The organism is Acinetobacter sp. GG23, from assembly GCF_057766365.1.
On sequence record NZ_JBYMDJ010000014.1, the window covers coordinates 1 to 17,904 of the forward strand.

The window sequence follows — 17,904 nt, forward strand, 5'->3', positions numbered from 1 at the left end:
CTCGTCGGGCTCATAACCCGAAGGTCGTTGGTTCAAATCCAGCTCCCGCTACCAAGTTTCTAAAAGGCTCACAAAAATGGTGGGCCTTTTTGCACAGTGGACTTTGGTTTTTCTGTGTACACAGGGGCGATTACGCCCTTTTTTATTGGCTATCGTGTAGTGTCGACATCCATTGGTCAAATTGTCATGTTTCACTACTAATATAGTTGAGTTAGTCTGAACTGGTCATATTGACCATTGAATCGCACAACAATGACGAGAGTAAATGAAGCTATCAAATAAAACTCAAGCACTCCAAGACCTTATAACTCCTGCAGTGCAAGCTTGTAATGTAGATCTTTGGGGAATTGAATTTATTCCTCAGGGTAAGCGTTCTTTATTGCGTATCTATATTGATAAAACCAACGAAAATAACACACAACCTGTTATGAATGAAGATGGTGAGCTTGAACAAGGTCAGGGTATTGGCGTACAAGACTGTGTTCGCGTAACCCAGCAAGTAGGCGCAATGCTTGACGTGCATGATCCAATTTCTGGCGAATACTCACTTGAAGTGTCTTCTCCAGGTTGGGATCGTCCTTTCTTTCAACTTGCGCAAATGCCTGCCTATATTGGGCAGCAAATTGCTTTACGTCTGATCAGTGCTGTAGAGAACCGTCGTAAATTCCAAGCGAAACTGATTGCTGTTGATCTTGAGAATGAAATTATTCAAGTCGAAGTTGAAAATCAACACGTACTTGAAATCGACAGTCATAATATCGACAAATCAAATTTGATCTTTCAAGATTAATTCATTCAATCAATAAGAATCTGAACGAATAGGTGACTTATGGCTCGTGAAATTCTTACCGTAGTAGAAACGGTTAGTAACGAAAAAGGTGTAAGTCGTGATGCAATTTTTGAAGCGCTTGAACAAGCTTTAGTTGCTGCGACTAAAAAGAAATTTTACGAAGGCACCCATGCAGAAGAAGCACGTTTACGTGTGGAAATCGATCGTAAGACGGGTGACTACCGTACTTTCCGTCAATGGGAAGTGGTAGCGGACGAAGATCATGAAATGCCTGCCTGTCAGGATGCAATCTCGGATCTTGACCCGGAACAATGGGCAATCGGTGATATTCGTGAGCTTGAAGTTGAGTCGATTGACTTCGGTCGAATTGCTGCACAAATTGCGAAACAAGTGATTGTGCAAAAAATTCGTGAAGCTGAGCGTGCTTTAGTCGCTGATGCATATGAATCTAAAGTTGGTGAACTTATCTACGGTGAAGTGAAAAAACAAACCAAAGATGGCTTCATTATTGACTTGGGTGACAATGCTGAAGCATATCTTGCTCGTGAAGAAATGATTCCTAAAGAAATTCTTCGTCCTAAGCAACGTATGAACGCCATTTTATATAGCGTGAATCGTGAAGGTCGTGGCGCACAATTACTATTGTCACGTGCACGCCCAGAAATGCTGATTGCGTTAATGAAGAAAGAAATTCCTGAAATTTCTGAAGAAATCATTGAAATTAAAGCAGCTGCACGCCAACCGGGTGTTCGTGCTAAAATTGCTGTGAAAACCAACGATCATCGTATTGATCCTGTGGGTGCATGTATTGGTATGCGTGGTACACGTATCCAAGCGGTACAATCAGAATTGAACGGTGAACGTATTGATGTAGTGGTATGGTCTGATGATCCAGCACAGTATATTGCTAGCGCTTTAGAGCCTGCTGATGTATCGAGTATTGTGATTGATGAAGATGTCCATAGCGCAGATATTATTTTTGCAGCAACGGATCAGTTGGCACGTGCCATTGGATCACAAGGTCAAAATGTTCGTTTAGCTTCTGAATTGACTGGCTATAAATTGGATATGATGCTCGAAGAGGAATTCTACGCGCGTCAGCAAAATGAAGCTCAACAGTATCTCGACATGTTTGTGACACGTTTGGATATTGAAGAAGATTTGGCAATGGCTTTGGTTGAAATGGGCTTTACTTCTCTTGAAGAAATTGCTTATGTTCCAGCTGAAACATTCGATGAAATTGAATTAGATGCTGAAACTGTTGAATTATTGCAAAGCCGTGCCAAAGAAATTACCTTGGCTGATGCTTTAAGACAACAAGAAGACATCCAGGAACCAAGTGCAGAACTCATTGCAATGGCTGGGATGACACAGGAAATCGCGTATGCACTTGCAGCTCGCGGTGTGGTAACAGTAGATGATTTGGCAGACCAGGCAACGGACGATATTGCAGATATTGAAGGTTTAGGTGCTGAAAAAGCGGGCCAATTCATTATGAAAGCGCGCGAATCATGGTTTAACTAGGAGGAAATATATGCCGGACAAGTCGATTAAAGAGTTAGCTCTCAGCGTAGAACGTCCTGTTGAGAAGCTCCTAGAGCAGGTTCGTGACGCAGGCTTACCACAACGTAAAGCTGACGATATTATTTCCACTGAACAACAAAATACTCTCGTTAACCATTTGAAGAAAATTCATGGTCAAAACGATGGGAATGCAGGAAAAATCACGTTGAAACGTAAAACAACCAGTACTGCTAAAGTGGCAAGTACATCAGGTAAGGCGAAAACCATTAATGTAGAAGTTCGCAAGAAGCATACATTTACCAAGCCAGACCCTGAACAAATTAAAGCTGAAGCACTGGCAAAAGCGCAAGGTCAACAAACTGCAACTACTGCAGCAGTTGAACCCAAAGCTGCTGCGCCTGCAGATGCTGCAAACCAAACTGGCGTGTCTAAAGCAAAACAGGCTTTAGAAGCAATGCGTGCTGCTGCTCAGCAACAAACAGCTAAGCAAGAAGTTTCCAAGGCTGCTGTTGTGGTAACGCGTAAGTCGAATAACAAACCGATTGTGAAACAAACGGTTAAGCAAGTTGAAACAGCTGAACAGAAAAAAGTACGTGAAGCTCAATCAGCGCAATTAAAAGCAGTTGAAGAAGCAGCACGTCGTAAATCGGCTGAAGAAGCTCAACAACGTACGCTTGAACAAATGCGTCAGATGGCGTCTAAGTACACCTCTGAAGATACCACTGCAACAATTCGTGTGGTCGATGATTCTCCATTGGCGGCTGGTCTTGTTGGTCAGGCTTATGAAGATTCATTTGCGAAAGAAGACCGCGAAATCAAACGTGGTACCAATACGCCAACTGCACGTGCACCGAAAAAAGGTGGACGTCGTGGTCAAGAAGAGCAAAGCTTCAGTAAACAGCCTAAACGTGGTTTGAAAACCAGCCAAGGCAACAAGCATGGCTTTGAAAAACCGGTTAAAAAACAAATTTATGATGTTGAAATCGGTGAAACCATTGTTGTTGCAGACTTAGCTGCGAAGATGGCGATTAAAGTTCGTGAAGTCATCAAATCGCTCATGAAAATGGGTGAGCTTGTGACTCAGAACCAAGCGATTGAGCAAGAAATTGCGGCACTCGTAGTTGAAGAAATGGGGCATAACCCTGTTCTAGTTTCTGATACTCAAGCTGAAGATAACTTACTTGAAGCAGCTGAAGAAGCGCGTGGCGTTCAAACCACTCGTGCGCCAGTTGTAACCATCATGGGTCACGTTGACCATGGTAAAACATCGCTTCTTGACCGTATTCGTCGTACCAAAGTGGCTGCGGGCGAAGCGGGCGGTATCACACAGCATATCGGTGCATATCACGTTAAAACGGATAAAGGCATTATCACTTTCTTAGACACACCGGGACACGCAGCGTTTACTTCTATGCGTTCACGTGGTGCGAAAGCGACTGATATCGTGGTTCTGGTTGTTGCTGCTGATGATGGTGTAATGCCACAAACTGCAGAAGCAATTGATCATGCGCGTGCTGCAGGTACGCCAATTATTGTTGCAATCAACAAGATGGATAAAGAATCTGCCGATCCAGATCGCGTATTGAATGAATTGACTGCTAAACAGATCGTACCTGAACAATGGGGTGGTGACGTACCTGTAGCCATGGTTTCTGCACATTCTGGTCAAGGTATTGATGAACTACTTGATCTTATTTCGATTCAATCAGAAATGCTTGAATTGAAAGCATCTGAAGAAGGTGCTGCACAAGGTGTGGTCATTGAAGCACGTGTAGATAAAGATCGTGGTGCGGTTGCTTCTATTCTTGTACAAAACGGTACATTGAATGTGGGTGATTTGGTGCTTGCTGGTTCATCTTACGGTCGTGTTCGTGCGATGGTGGATGAAAACGGTAAACGTATTAAATCAGCAGGACCTTCGATTCCAGTAGAAATCTTGGGTCTTCCTGAAGCGCCAATGGCGGGTGATGAAGTTCTTGTTGTTAACGATGAGAAGAAAGCACGCGAAGTCGCTGATGCACGTATGGCACGTGAACGTGAAAAACGTCTTGAACGTCAAAGTGCAATGCGTCTTGAAAACATCATGGCGTCTATGGGCAAAAAAGATGTGCCTTATGTGAACGTGGTGCTTAAGACTGACGTACGCGGTACCTTGGAAGCATTGACCGTAGCATTGCAAGCATTGGCAACAGATGAAGTACGCGTTCGTGTAATTGGTTCTGGTGTTGGCGCAATCACTGAATCAGACGTAACTCTTGCTGAATCTTCTGAAGCAGTTCTGCTTGGCTTTAACGTACGTGCAGATACTACAGCACGTCAAAAAGCGGATGCAGACGGCATTGATATTCGTTACTACAGCATCATCTATGAATTGATTGATGACGTGAAAGCAGCGATGAGTGGTAAGTTGGCTCCTGAGCATCGTGAAACGATTCTTGGTGTGGCTCAAGTACGTGAAGTATTCCACTCAAGCAAATTCGGTGCGGCTGCGGGCTGTATGGTTCTTGAAGGTATGTTGCATCGTAATAAACCGATTCGCGTATTACGTGATGACGTGGTTGTATTCCAAGGTGAGCTTGAATCTCTTCGTCGCTATAAAGAAGTGGTTGAAGAAGTTCGTGCCGGTATGGAATGTGGTCTTGCGGTGAAAGGCTATAAAGACATCAAAGCACTCGATAAGATCGAAGTGTACGATGTTCAATTGATTAAACGGAGTCTTTAATGGCGGGTAGTCAGCGTCTTAAGCGTATGGGTGATTCAGTTCAGCGCGAGTTGTCTGAACTGATTCGTCAGGAGCTGAAAGATCCACGCTTAGGTGGTCTTGTGACCATCTCTGCGGTGAAAGTTAGCGCAGACTTAGGATATGCCGAAGTTTATGTGACTGTAATGGGTCGTGAACTTGGTGATGACCAAAGTGAAGCCGCCAACAAAGAAACTCTAGATGTATTGAATAAAGCATCTGGGTTCTTGCGTCACGAATTGAGTCGTCGTATCAAGACACGTATTACGCCACGTTTGCGTTTCCATTATGACAAAACCAATGCTTACGGCAATTATATGTTTGGTCTGATTGCAGAAGCAGTGAAGGATTTACCGCCTGCTGAAGCAAAGCAAGATGATGAATAATTAATGTCATAAAAAAGCCACCTCCGGGTGGCTTTTTTTTATTTAGATGATTTTCAATAATTGAATACTTTTACTTTTAAGTTAAATAATTGATTTTATAATTAATTTAAAGACTGTTTAAAAGATTTGACGGGCTGAAATTTCATTGTGAAAGCTATAATATGATGAATAAGCTGTTTTTTATCTTTTCTGTACTTATCATTTCAAGTTGCTCAAGTGTACCGTCTATTCAATTGGCTTCAAAAAGTAGGTCTTCATTTGAAAATACGGTTTTTGGCGGCGGGAATGTGATATGGGATCAGTCGACAAAGAGGAGTGAAGATTCATATCGTGTTTTCCGGAAAGCAGCAACAGGTTTTGTATCATTACAAACTGTGCAAGAAAATGCCCAACACGCATCAATTACTTTTTGCGCATCTAAAGATAAAGCAATGCATGCAGCCTTACTGAAACTGTTGTAAAGCCTCCATATATATTGGGGGATTTTCCACGGGTAGAACGACTATTTGAGTGAATTGAGAAAGCTGAGAATGGAAATAATAATCTCGCTGTAGCTAAATATGAGGAACTTACAGCCTTAAAAAATTATTAGATGAGGGTGTGCTCACTAAACAGGAATTTGAAAAAGAAAAGGTTAAAGTTTTGGCTGAAAATTAATTAAATTGACTCAGTCTACTGTAACTTCAACTGAGTCAAAACTTAAAGTAAAAATTTTTTTCATTCAAGCTCGGCAAAATGAACCTGATTTCAGGCCAGATCATCATGTGAGCTATTTTTGTCTTCAGTCGGAGCACGACGACGGCTGCGTTGCCAAGGTAAAGGGCGCTCAATCGCTTCAGGCACTTCACCACCGGTTGAGCGTAAGCGCAAATGTAAAGCGGCTTGCGCCATCAAATTTGCAGATACGGGCGCGGTAATGAACGCCAATAGAGTCAATAACAGTTCCGCAAAACCAAACCGACCCTGAAATGCTGCAAAAATCATGGCTGCAATTAAAAAACTGCCTAAACCTAAGGTGCTGGATTTTGTCGGAGCATGTAGACGCATAAATAAGTCGGGTAGGCGAACCATACCAATACCGCCAACGAGCATGAAGAATGAGCCAATCAATAAAAAAATCGAAACCAGAATTTCCATCGCAAGTTGCATCTCTGTTTCTCCTAATCGACCACATGGCCAGTAGTAAAGTAGCGTGCAAGGGCTGCGGTAGAAACGAATCCAAGCATGGCTACTAATAACGCCCCTTCAAATAAGGCAGTACTGGTCCAGTAAATACCTAAAATCACAATTAAACAGGTGGCATTGAGGAATAAGGTATCTAGCGCCAGAAGGCGGTCCACAATGGATGGACCCATAACTAAACGGACCAGGCAAAGAAACATCGAGATAGTGATAGCCACCATGCATATGCCGAGTGCATAAGGCAAAATGCTCATGAATCTTCTCCTACTTCTACAGCAAAAATAGCCATGAGTGCCTTTTCATAACGATTTTTAATTTCTAGAATATCTATTTCGGTATTATCAGTACTTAAGGCATGCACTAAAATATCACCGCGATCATCATCAATTCCTGCAGTCACGGTACCCGGAGTAGTGGTAATAATCAGCGCCAGTAAGACATTGACTTGTTCATGCTGCGTTTCTAAAGGTACGCGAAACCATTTGGGATGCAGTTTATGGGTTGGTCCCAAAACCAATTTAGCCACTTGAATATTACAAACAATAATGTCCCACAGCACCACAAAAAATAATTTTACAGCCAGTCGCCAGTTGATATTTGGCGTACGGGTAATAAATGGATTAACCATTCGCGGAATCAGAATCCCGAGCAACAAAGCCATAAGAAGTGTTGCTGCATCTAGGTTATGCGTCAGCATAACCCAGCTTAAAGCCACAATCACCGATACAAATGGATGCGGTAACCAATTTTCCCGGAAAGATGTTTTTTGCATGGTTAAGGCTCCCTCGGTTTGAGCTTGGCATCATCTGGATGGACAGGTTCCTGCGTTTGCTGTTGATTGATTTGGCGTTGTTTATACTCGGATATATGCTCACCTTGTAGCGTTTTTTCAGAAATGATATAGGGAATCAAATGCGCATTAGGATCAACCGTTTCACCGCCATATTTGGTTTCAGGCAGGTTTTCAGGATCATAAGGTTGAATGCTAATGACCTGATTAAGATTGTCTTTATGCAGGATAATACCTTCATAGAGGACGTTATTTTGCATTTGTTCAGCCGTGTTAAACATATATTGCTGAATAGGGCCGGCACAGATCATATAGATGACTAAACCCGAAAGCAGTAAATAGATGGTTTTATCATTTCGTGCAGGTGATTGTTCAGGCAAAGCTTGATAGGCTTTAAACTCTTCTTTATTTGGATTGTCTTCAGGCACGGTTGCACGCCAAAACAGCACAAAGCCAATTCGGGTAAATGCAATAATACTGAGTAAACTCACCATCAGCACCACAATAATAATCACCAGTTGATAAGGTGAATGTGAGGTGGCTTGCAAGATAAAAACTTTGCCTAAAAAACCGCTGAATGGCGGTAAACCGGCCATCATCAATGCAATTAAAAAGAACACCAATGACACCACTTTATGTTGTTTCATTTGCGGTGCAATATTGAAATGGTCTTTAAATACGCCACGTTGTGAAGTAATCCAGCCCGAGAGCAAATAAAATGCAGCCCCGATCAGGGTGCTATGCACTAAATAATAAAGTGCCGCAGCCCATGCCAAAGTATTAAACAATGAAATCGCGATTAAGATGGTTCCGATCGAAGACAGAATCATAAAACCAACGAAGCGACGTAAGCGTTCTGCACCAATCGCCCCGATTACCCCATAAATAGAGGTGATAAGACCAATCGGCAGTAACCAGCTCGCTAAAATGCTGTGGCTTAAATCATCGTCAAAAACGGTACCATTAATTCTGAGAATCGCATAAATGCCGACTTTAGTCATGATGGTAAAAATTGCTGCAACAGGCGTTGTTGCCACGGCATAGGTTTTCGGTAACCAGAAACCTACCGGCAACATGGCGGCCTTAATCCCAAATACGACAAATAACAGTAAGCCGCCTGCGACTGCGAGTTTGTGTTGGTCAGGTTCTAAGAGTGGAATCAGACGCGCGACATCTGCCATGTTTAAACTGCCGACACTGCCATAGATCATGCCTAAACCAATTAAAAACAGGGCAGAGGCCAGTAAGTTAATGGTGACGTAATGAATTCCGAGTTGAAAACGTGCCTTGCCTTGTCCATGTACCAGCAGCACATAAGATGCCATCAACAAGATTTCAAAAAATACAAATAGGTTAAATAAGTCGCCTGTCAGGAATGCACCACATAAGCCCATGAGCAAGAAATGGAACATGACATGAAAATAGCGTCCTCGTGTATCCCATTCATGACTGGCATACCATAAAATAGGAGCCGCTAGGGCATAGGTAAGAACCAGCATCAGGGCAGACAGCTGATCTAGCACCAAGACAATCCCGAATGGGGCAGACCATTCACCTAAACTATAGATACTGATTTGCCCATTACTGGCCAAGTTTAAATACAGAATAGCCGTGGTTAGGCCCAAAATGGATGAGATGTAACTAATCCCGCGACGCCAGGGTTGACGCCAGTCCTCTGATAATGCACCTGCGCCTGGATTCCCCAAAAGTACCAAGATAAATGCGGTAAAAGCTGGAATTAAAATGCTAAAAATAGGGGTATGTTCAGTCCAAAACTGGATGACAGCATTCATTAAGGCTCATCCTCACGCGGGTCAATTGGCACAATATCCTCTTTAGAGTCAACGTGATCTGTTCCGGTTTCATAACGACTGCGTAAAGCCAGCTGTATAATAAAGGCGGTAGTTGCAAAGCCAATGACAATCGCTGTTAAAACTAAAGCTTGTGGTAACGGATCGGTTGCCTTGGTGGTTTCAGTCAGAACCGCTGGAGCATTGACCTGAATCCGCCCCATGGCAAACAGGAATAAATTGACCGCATAACCAATCATGGCAAGGCCCAGAACCACAGGAAAGGTACGGGCACGCAAAATAAGATAAATTCCCGTTGCTGTCAGTAATCCAATAGCAGAGGCGAGTAAAAATTCTAGACTGATCATTTTATTCTCCCTTCAATACTGGGCCAGCCATGCTGGAATGACGAGAGTCACCTAAGACTGAAATCATCAGCATAGTTGCACCAACAACCGTGACATACACCCCGACATCAAATAAGGCAGCAGAAGCCAGATGAATTTCACCTAAAACTGGTGGTGAGATATAGATGTGTGCGCTGGTGAGGAAGGGACGTCCCCAGAACCAGGCACCCATTCCGGTCAGTCCGGCAATAGTTAAGCCGGAACCAATCCAGATTTCATATAAGCGTCCGGACTTGGCTTTCAGCATTTGTTCGGCCTGATCTTGACCCAGTGCAATATATTGAATCAAAAGGGCAAGTGAGGTAATTAAACCGGCAATAAATCCACCCCCCGGCAAGTTATGACCGCGCAGGAAGATGTAAAGACTGACCACTAGGGCCAATGGTAAAACCCAGGATGCAGTGATACGGAACATTAATGGAGAGGGGTTAAAACGGTAAGTTAGGCCTTGGGTGATAGTGGTGCCGTGGGTACGCATGCCATCCATTAAACACAAGGCACCAATGGCAGCAATACCGAGTACGGTAATCTCACCAAAGGTATCGAAACCACGGAAGTCGACCAAAATCACATTCACCACATTGGTTCCACCGCCCAGTGGAATCGATTGCTGCATGAAGAACCACGAAATCGAGTTGTGATCACGGGTCAAAATCAGCCATGCAATCCAGCCGATACCGAGACCGCCACCAATGGCAATGATTGCATCACGCCAGCGACGTGAGACACTGGATTCATACGGGGTAAGCTGTGGCAATAAGGATAAGCTCATTAGCAAGAGTACGGTGGTAACCACATCAACTGTAATCTGGGTTAAGGCCAGATCGGGTGCAGACAAGGTCACAAAAACCATGGTCACCACTAAACCGACAGCACCGCTGATCAGGACTGCTTTAATCCGTTCATGATGGAACCACAACATCATCCAGCAGGCAGAGAACAAGATCAGCCAAAGCACAATCGCAATTGCAGGTGCATGAGTTAATTCACGTGTACCTGTGGTGAGTCCCTGATTAAGCAGTGGCATGGCCAGTAATGCAGCACTAAATAATACAATCCACGTTAAATAGCTTTGCAGTGAACCATTTTCAGTTTTACGTTTAAACTTACGTGAATTGACTAACAGATGCTTTAAGAATAAATCAAACAGGATTCTGCCTTGGAATTTACCCAGTAAAGGATCAAGGTCAATCTCACGGATTTTACCGTTTTTGGCAAAAGCGAAATAGAAAATTACCCCACCCAATAGCGCAATAATACTCATCACTAAAGGGGCATTGAAGCCATGCCAAATTGCCAGATGGGTGCCTGCAAAGTCAGGTAATTGAGTGCTGGCACGCGTGGTTGAATTGACAATCTTTTCAACCAAAAGGGCAGGGGCCAAACCGACTAAAATACATAAAACAGCCAGGACAAGCGCTGGTGCACGCATGCCGAAAGGCGGCTCATGTGCATTTTGATTGGGGACTTGTGGTCCAAGCGGACCATCAAAAAAGACCCCATGCACCAAACGTACTGAATAAGCGACCGCGAAGATCCCTGCCAGTGTGGCCATAATTGCCGAGAAAATCATCACTGGCCCAGAGAGATTGTTCAGTAGTTCAGTAAAGAACATTTCCTTTGACAAGAAACCGTTGGTCAGCGGCACGCCAGCCATAGAGGCAGCAGTAATCATGGTCAGGGTTGCAGTAAAGGGTAATAATTGCCAGATCCCATTTAACTTGCGTAAATCACGAGTTCCGGTTTCATGGTCAATAATCCCGGCAATCATGAACAAGGCTGCTTTAAAAGTCGCATGATTAATGATGTGAAAAATGGCTGCGGCAATCGCGAGCGGCGATCCAATTCCCAAGAGGCAGACAATCAAACCTAAATGACTAATGGTAGAATAGGCGAGTAAGCCTTTTAAATCTTCTTTAAAAATGGCAAAAAAAGCCGCCATACACAGGGTAAATAATCCCACGAAAGTTACAATATTATGATAAAGCGCTGCACCGACAAAAATGGGGGTAAAACGTGCCAGCAGGAAAATTCCGGCTTTGACCATGGTAGCCGAATGTAAATATGCCGATACAGGTGTTGGCGCCGCCATGGCATTGGGGAGCCAAAAATGAAAGGGAAACTGGGCACTTTTGGTAAATGCACCGATTAAAATCAGCAATAGAGTAGGAACAAACAAGGAATGGCTTTGAATTTTCTCTGTCATCATTAAAATTTGGTCTATCTGGTAAGTTCCAGTAATTTGACCGAGTAGAATAAAGCCACCGAGCATCGACAGACCACCCAGCCCGGTGATCGTCAACGCCATACGCGAACCACGTTGCGCAGCCTCGTAATTGCTCCAATAACCGACCAAAAGGAACGATGAAATACTGGTCAGTTCCCAAAAAATCAGCATTAAAATTAAATTATTCGACAGCGAGATGCCTAGCATGGCTGCCATAAAGAACATCAGTAACAGGTAAAGTTTGCTGAGAGAGTTTCTTGGACTTAAATAATAATAGGCATAAATATAAATCAGGGTACCGATACCGCTAATCAGCAGAGAAAATAACAGGCCTAAAGCATCCAGACGAAAGCTTAAATCGATGCCTAACTGGGGTAACCATGACCAGCTTTGGGTGATGGTTCCGCCATTAAAAACATATTTTGCTTGAGTCAATAACAAGATGAGACTGCTTAGACTGACACCAATTGCCGCTAAAGCGGTTAGCCCGCGTGAAAAATTTTTCAGCCACGAGACAAGGGTTGTGCCTAGTACTAACGGTAACAATATAATAATCGGTAGCACACTGATATCCATTGTCGTGATTAGGTTTGTAAAACCTAAGGGTGAATCTTATCTTTCAAGGACTACAGGACCAAAAGGAGCGATCCAAAACTTCTCAATCTTGAAAGCCAAATTGAATTCAAAAAACTGAAAAACAAGCTGTGTTGCGCAACTTGTAAAAAGTGACAGTAAAATCGGATTTTACTATAAAACTTTAAAGATACTTGATTTTATTACATGAGTAAAACAACATCAATTCTTTTTGCGCCCAGCTGACTTTATTATACGCCCGCTCAAGCCTTTCTGAGTGTCGTGTGTTTAGAGAGATTAAAATTTAAAAATAACGCTTTAAAATATCGACTCTTTTAATGCATCCAATATTTTGTTTCAGGGTAGGGAATGGGGTGAAGAGGTATTATTTTGCTGACTCATTAAATGAAGCAATTCAGCTTGTTGTTCTATACTTAAATGTTGTTGAATCTGCTGCAACATAGTTTGTGGGGTGATGCTTTCTAATTCGGGTTCAAGCCATGCCTCTGTTTCAATCACTTCTTCATTAAAAACCAGATTTTCATAAATATGATCAAACTTATCTTTTAAGGGTTGTAACTGCATATCAAAAATCTGTTTATTTTCAAGTTTTAAACATTGATAATCTGCAGCATGTTCCAGTAATTCGCTACGGTTGCCGGTAGCAATAATTTGTAGCCGCGGAAAAGCCTGATGCAAGCGCTGTAAAATGACTTGCGTAGAATTTTGGTCAAGCTGATGATCAATCTCATCAATCAGTAAAATTCCATCCCCTTCAAGACATGGATATAGACTGTTCGGATTGAGCAAGCATAAACGGCGTACGATATCGCCCACCAGAGCAATCCAGTTTTTAACGCTATTGGAAAGTTGTTGATAAAGCATGGTTTTGCCTTGATAACTCACCATCAACTTTAATTTGGGCTGGTACTGGATATAAATATCTTCTAAAGCAGGAATTATTGTGCTTAATGCCTGTTTTAAAGCATCCAGACTGGGTGCATTCATTTGTTTTTGAGCATTGACCAATTGTTGCAAAAAATCTGTATCTTTATTTTTCTGGATAGATGGATTGGACAGCAATTGTTGAAAAAGTTGTGCAATTTGGGCATTTTCAATATCACTAATTTCACGTAACCATTCAAAAAAACGGCTAAAGGTCGTATAAGAAATAGTTGAAATTTCATAAGCATATGAGGTCTGGAAAACGGCCGGATTATTCTTGCTCTGAAGATTCATTTCATTGACAAAACGTTCTGCAGGATAATAGGCAATGAGCGGCAATCCTTGCAACTGATCGTGTTTGATCGCATTTTGATAAAGTTCGACCAAGTTTTCCAATTGCTGGGTTTCGGCTTTGCTGGTGCCAATGCCATGACTATTTAGAGTTTTGTACAGCTGCCAATCGAAATTAGAAAGCGCTTTGGCTTGTGGTTCACTGGCTTGGGTTAAGATACCAATATCATTGGGAATTCTAACCCGAATATCAATTTTGGATTGCAAGCGTGTAAGCATAATGTCCTGATCAAGCATCACTAGACCTGCAGTACGAAAGTCTTTGTAGCGTGCGGCAAACCAGGTCAGCGCCTGATAAGTGAGTTTTAAAATCGCAGTTTTGCCTGAGCTTTGATCGCCAAGAATCAGGGTGATAGGTTTGTCGTTAAATTTCAGCTTGAGATCAGCAAAATGCAGTGCGTGTTTAAGTTGAACAGATTCGATTTTCATAAAACACCTGTATTGCAAAATAAGCTGGAATTATTCTCCCACAGCTTTACGCAGCGATAATGGCATTTGCTTTTTAAGTTGTTGTACCAGATCGTAAATGTGGTGAATATTTAAACTTACTTTAGCACGTGTACAGGCAACGTAAAGTAATCTTAACTCTTCGTCACTAATTTTATGGTCTTTTTCATTGACCTTAAATTGATAGTCATCTTCAATATGTACCCGGTCCCACTCTAAACCTTTGGCTTTGTGTGCTGTCGAGATAATGTAGTCTGCCTGTCCAATCGGGGTAATTTTCGCCAGCGCTCTTTTAAGTGGATCAGTACCGTGATCATCGACCAGTTTCACTAAAGGTTTAATGTCACTGCCGTCATTGGTTTCACAGTATTCATGTACGTCATGCCAGGAATTGAACCAGGCCAGTTCAGGTACATCAACGACACGGCGGCCTTGTTTGAGCATGCTGGCCGCATCGACAAAGCGATTCAGTTTGACATGGTCGGCTTGCAAACTGACCTTGTCGCCATGCAACAAACCGGCAAGCAGTAATTCCATTGCACGGGCATTGGTGCGGCATAAAATCGCATCACGTTGTTTGATATGCGGTTTATTGACTATTTTAGAGTGGAGATGTGGATTACCAAGTAAAGGTACGGTTTCATTTAAAGCACCCAAAATTGCATTGGCATTCAAGGCAATTTCTTCCCCGAAACGAAATGAGGTGGTTAACCGGGATTCAGGTAAGGGCAGCTGTTTCATGGCATTGACTGCACCACGCCAAGCATAAATCTGTTGATGCGCGTCCCCCACATAAATCACCTGGGTATTTCTTTGACGCAGCAAAATTCCCAGCATCAATGGATCAGCATCCTGCGCTTCATCAAACAGTACATAATCTGCCGGAATATTCGGTTCAGACAATGCCCAGAGTTTCAGATAAATATCATGACCAATACCGGCCTGATGATTCGGATCAATCGACTCTAACCAGCGCCGTTCAATGGCAGGATAAAGATGCTTTTGTAGTTCTGTAATATCGTCGGGATGCAACCAGCTCGGTGCCTGCAGATGACGGGGGGCAGGATATTGCGAACTGGTCGAACAGAAATAACTCACCGCATTGGCAACCAGACTGGCCAGACGACTTGGCATCATTACGTACTTTTCATAACGTCCACCCATCATCCGGCGCAGGGTAATCGGTTGCAGGCGATATTCCTTGGCAATGAAACTCGGACTTAAACGCGGTAAACGCAATTTGTCAGTTACGCCACGCGGCGCGCTACGAAAAGCCAGTGAGTGAAAGGTGCGACAGTCGACATTACGATGAAATTTACTTTGTGCTTCTGATGCAATCGCTTTATTAAACGCCAGATACATGCCACGCCGCTCGGGCATGGCATCACTGATCATTTGTAAAGTGGTGGTTTTACCTGTGCCTGCATAAGCAATCACTTTAAAGGATTTGCCTAAACGCCCATTGTCTATAGCAATGGCTTGCTCATAGGTCGGGCTTGGTTTTTGCGAATTAGACACAGTCATGGGCTTAATGTTGACGGTTGGCTTTTTCAACCAGGCCGGATAAGCCTTGGCGACGTGCCAGTTCATTTAAAACCAATTGTGGTTCAAGATCAAAATAGCCAAGCATGACAATGGTGTGGAACCATAAATCCGCCACTTCATAAATCAGGTCGTTTTTATTGTCTTCATGCGCTTCAGCTTTAAAGTCTTTCGCTGCGATGACAGTTTCAATACTTTCTTCACCGACTTTTTCTAAAATCTTGTTTAAGCCCTTGTGATACAGCTTGGCTACATAAGATGAATCTGGATCGGCTGCTTTGCGCTCTGTCATCATCTGACCCAAATAATCCAGTACTTCGACCTGTTCAGACTGGGCCGTTGAGGCATTCATGACCAGCGTATGGGGATTATGTGATTGGGCAGATTTTTCAGCGTAAATTTGGCTTGGATCTTTCAATTGTGCATCGACAATTTCCCAACCATTTGGTGTCAATTTACGGTAGAAACATGATTCACGGCCGGTATGGCAGGCAATGCCGCCGTGTTGTTCAATTTGTAACACAATCACATCGGCATCACAGTCCAGACGGATTTCATGCACGGTTTGAAAATGACCGGATTCTTCACCTTTATGCCACAATTTTTGACGTGAACGGGAGAAGTAAACCGCCTGTTTTTTTTCTGCAGTTAAGGTTAAAGCGTCACGGTTCATCCATGCAACCATGAGCACACGGCCAGTTTGATGGTGCTGTGCAATGGCAGGAATCAGACCTTGTTCGTTAAATTTTACTTCATCGAGCCATTGCACGTTGTTCATGAGAATTTCACCAAAAATATGTTCAAAATTAAAAAGAGCGAATGAAAATCGCCATCGCATAGTGTACGTGATTAGCACTGCTTTGAGAAAAAAATATACGCCGTATGCGCATAATTGCGCTTGATCTCTTTACAATATAAAAGCTTAAAAATATTGTGCTCTATTTTTATAGCATCAAAAGAATTGAAAAGACTGCAGATTTAAAACCCAGAGCAGCACATGCTATATGCATAACCGCCTAAAACGGCTTTATAAATTTTGTATAAATTGCGGGAAATTTTGTTTTTCCACCATTTCGAGAAATTCATCGCCCAGACGCTGGCTTTCTGCCACGCATTGGTTCCACATTTGGATGCGCTGTTTCTGATCTAAACCTTTTAAGGTGAAATCCTTACGATCTGGCAAGCGACCCAAAGGTAAGGATTGCAAATATTCTTGTGAAGGGGAAATCAGTAAAGTTCGTGCCTGATTTTCAGGGTTGGCTTGACGTTTTTTTAACATTTTATCGAACCAGCCGGGTGTAATGCGGTCACTAAAGTGCGGATAAAGCACAATCCCTTGACTCTCAAAAGGCAGGTCGATGTGATAGTCAATTAACCCGCCATCGCGGTAACTGCCTTTGGGTGCATCGGGAATATCACGAATCGCTGCCATAACACCGGGAATAGAAGCAGAAGCCATGAGCCAAGGTGTAACATTATCGCTATTTAAAGTCTGATAATGGGTGACAAAATCATCATCTACTTTAAATTGTGTACCAATTTCAGGTTGGCTGATCACGCGCTGCATAAACAGACGATTGTGTTTACGACCGAGTGCATTACTGCCAATAATGCCTGCCACAGATGCCAGTAATGGCAGCGAATGATCACTCTGAAAAATATGCTGGGCTTTAATTGAAATCACAGCGAGATGATAGTCAGGATGATTCACCAGTTGTTGTTCTTTGCCTTGAATCAGATCAATCAACATGCCTCTGCAAATATTGCCCACATCGTGACGTGACATTTTTTTATGGAAATACAGGTTGGTATAAAGTTCTGAAAGACGTTCAGTGCCTTCTTTAGCGCCCCAAGCCAGAATACTGGCAAAACGCCAGCTACCAATCGATGAACCAACCAAAGTTCTACGCTGCGGTGCTTGCGCCAAGAAATCGCCAAAAATGGCTTGGTCTAAACCCTGAATACCAATGCCTTTTGGACCACCTGCTGCTCCGGGAATAGTATCCACCAAGCGTGCTTGTAAACCTTCTTTTACAATCAGTTCACGAGCAAGGTATCCGGCACGTAAGTTTAATGCAGGCGGACGTTTCTGCAGGATTTGCGTCATGATCTATCATTGAATATACAAGTGTGCTGTTATTTTAAGCTGTTATATATAGGCAACAATGGCGAGAGTCATCAGTTGTTGACTGCTCAGTCATTATATAGAA

The 17,904-nt window shown here is 43.0% G+C and carries 15 protein-coding genes; 5 read left to right on the forward strand and 10 right to left on the reverse strand.

From position 1 onward, the window contains the following. Positions 1 to 265 precede the first annotated feature (265 nt). From rimP to AC3CAU_RS16470, 5 genes are all read left to right on the forward strand, one after another. A complete protein-coding gene (gene rimP / locus AC3CAU_RS16450; protein ID WP_131216039.1) occupies positions 266 to 790 on the forward strand; it encodes a ribosome maturation factor RimP in 525 nt (174 codons plus the stop codon). 39 nt (positions 791 to 829) lie between these two features. Continuing rightward, positions 830 to 2,314 carry a transcription termination factor NusA gene (gene nusA / locus AC3CAU_RS16455; RefSeq protein WP_131216038.1) on the forward strand — a complete coding sequence of 495 codons (1,485 nt, stop codon included), beginning with the start codon at positions 830 to 832 and terminating at the stop codon, positions 2,312 to 2,314. A gap of 10 nt (positions 2,315 to 2,324) precedes the next feature. Further along, complete coding sequence (infB, locus tag AC3CAU_RS16460) at positions 2,325 to 5,036, forward strand: translation initiation factor IF-2 (RefSeq protein ID WP_131216037.1); 2,712 nt, start codon at positions 2,325 to 2,327, stop codon at positions 5,034 to 5,036. Beyond that, positions 5,036 to 5,440 (forward strand): ribosome-binding factor A, encoded by a 405-nt coding sequence (locus AC3CAU_RS16465; protein ID WP_131216036.1) that lies wholly within the window; start codon positions 5,036 to 5,038, stop codon positions 5,438 to 5,440. The genes infB and AC3CAU_RS16465 overlap by 1 nt, the downstream gene beginning before the upstream one ends. A gap of 161 nt (positions 5,441 to 5,601) precedes the next feature. Next, on the forward strand, positions 5,602 to 5,901 hold the full coding sequence (locus AC3CAU_RS16470; protein WP_131216035.1) for a hypothetical protein: 300 nt from the start codon (positions 5,602 to 5,604) through the stop codon (positions 5,899 to 5,901). Positions 5,902 to 6,187: 286 nt separating this feature from the next. On the opposite strand, the gene AC3CAU_RS16475 is transcribed toward AC3CAU_RS16470, so the two are convergent. The 10 genes from AC3CAU_RS16475 to AC3CAU_RS16520 all read right to left on the reverse strand — a co-directional run bounded on the left by AC3CAU_RS16475 (position 6,188) and on the right by AC3CAU_RS16520 (position 17,801). After that, positions 6,188 to 6,589, reverse strand: a complete 402-nt coding sequence (locus tag AC3CAU_RS16475) for a Na+/H+ antiporter subunit G (protein ID WP_131216034.1) — start codon at positions 6,587 to 6,589, stop codon at positions 6,188 to 6,190. Between the two features lie 11 nt (positions 6,590 to 6,600). After that, the gene (locus AC3CAU_RS16480; RefSeq protein ID WP_131216033.1) at positions 6,601 to 6,876 is read right to left on the reverse strand and encodes a monovalent cation/H+ antiporter subunit F; all 276 of its coding nucleotides are present in this window, start codon (positions 6,874 to 6,876) and stop codon (positions 6,601 to 6,603) included. Beyond that, a complete protein-coding gene (locus AC3CAU_RS16485; RefSeq protein WP_131216032.1) occupies positions 6,873 to 7,394 on the reverse strand; it encodes a Na+/H+ antiporter subunit E in 522 nt (173 codons plus the stop codon). Before AC3CAU_RS16485 ends, AC3CAU_RS16480 begins: the two co-directional genes overlap by 4 nt. 2 nt (positions 7,395 to 7,396) lie before the next feature. After that, a complete protein-coding gene (locus tag AC3CAU_RS16490) occupies positions 7,397 to 9,205 on the reverse strand; it encodes a monovalent cation/H+ antiporter subunit D (RefSeq protein ID WP_131216030.1) in 1,809 nt (602 codons plus the stop codon). After that, a complete protein-coding gene (locus AC3CAU_RS16495; protein ID WP_131216028.1) occupies positions 9,205 to 9,570 on the reverse strand; it encodes a Na+/H+ antiporter subunit C in 366 nt (121 codons plus the stop codon). Before AC3CAU_RS16495 ends, AC3CAU_RS16490 begins: the two co-directional genes overlap by 1 nt. Before the next feature lies 1 nt (position 9,571). Further along, positions 9,572 to 12,412: a monovalent cation/H+ antiporter subunit A gene (locus AC3CAU_RS16500; RefSeq protein WP_131216026.1), complete on the reverse strand. Its 2,841-nt coding sequence runs from the start codon at positions 12,410 to 12,412 to the stop codon at positions 9,572 to 9,574. 354 nt (positions 12,413 to 12,766) lie between these two features. Next, a complete protein-coding gene (locus AC3CAU_RS16505; protein ID WP_131216024.1) occupies positions 12,767 to 14,134 on the reverse strand; it encodes an AAA family ATPase in 1,368 nt (455 codons plus the stop codon). 30 nt (positions 14,135 to 14,164) lie between these two features. Then, entirely contained in the window at positions 14,165 to 15,670 is a 1,506-nt protein-coding gene (locus AC3CAU_RS16510; protein WP_131216111.1) for a UvrD-helicase domain-containing protein, read from the reverse strand. A gap of 10 nt (positions 15,671 to 15,680) precedes the next feature. Next, positions 15,681 to 16,472 (reverse strand): bifunctional phosphoribosyl-AMP cyclohydrolase/phosphoribosyl-ATP diphosphatase HisIE, encoded by a 792-nt coding sequence (gene hisIE / locus AC3CAU_RS16515; protein WP_131216022.1) that lies wholly within the window; start codon positions 16,470 to 16,472, stop codon positions 15,681 to 15,683. A gap of 249 nt (positions 16,473 to 16,721) precedes the next feature. After that, positions 16,722 to 17,801 carry a patatin-like phospholipase family protein gene (locus AC3CAU_RS16520; protein ID WP_131216020.1) on the reverse strand — a complete coding sequence of 360 codons (1,080 nt, stop codon included), beginning with the start codon at positions 17,799 to 17,801 and terminating at the stop codon, positions 16,722 to 16,724. Positions 17,802 to 17,904 lie beyond the last annotated feature (103 nt).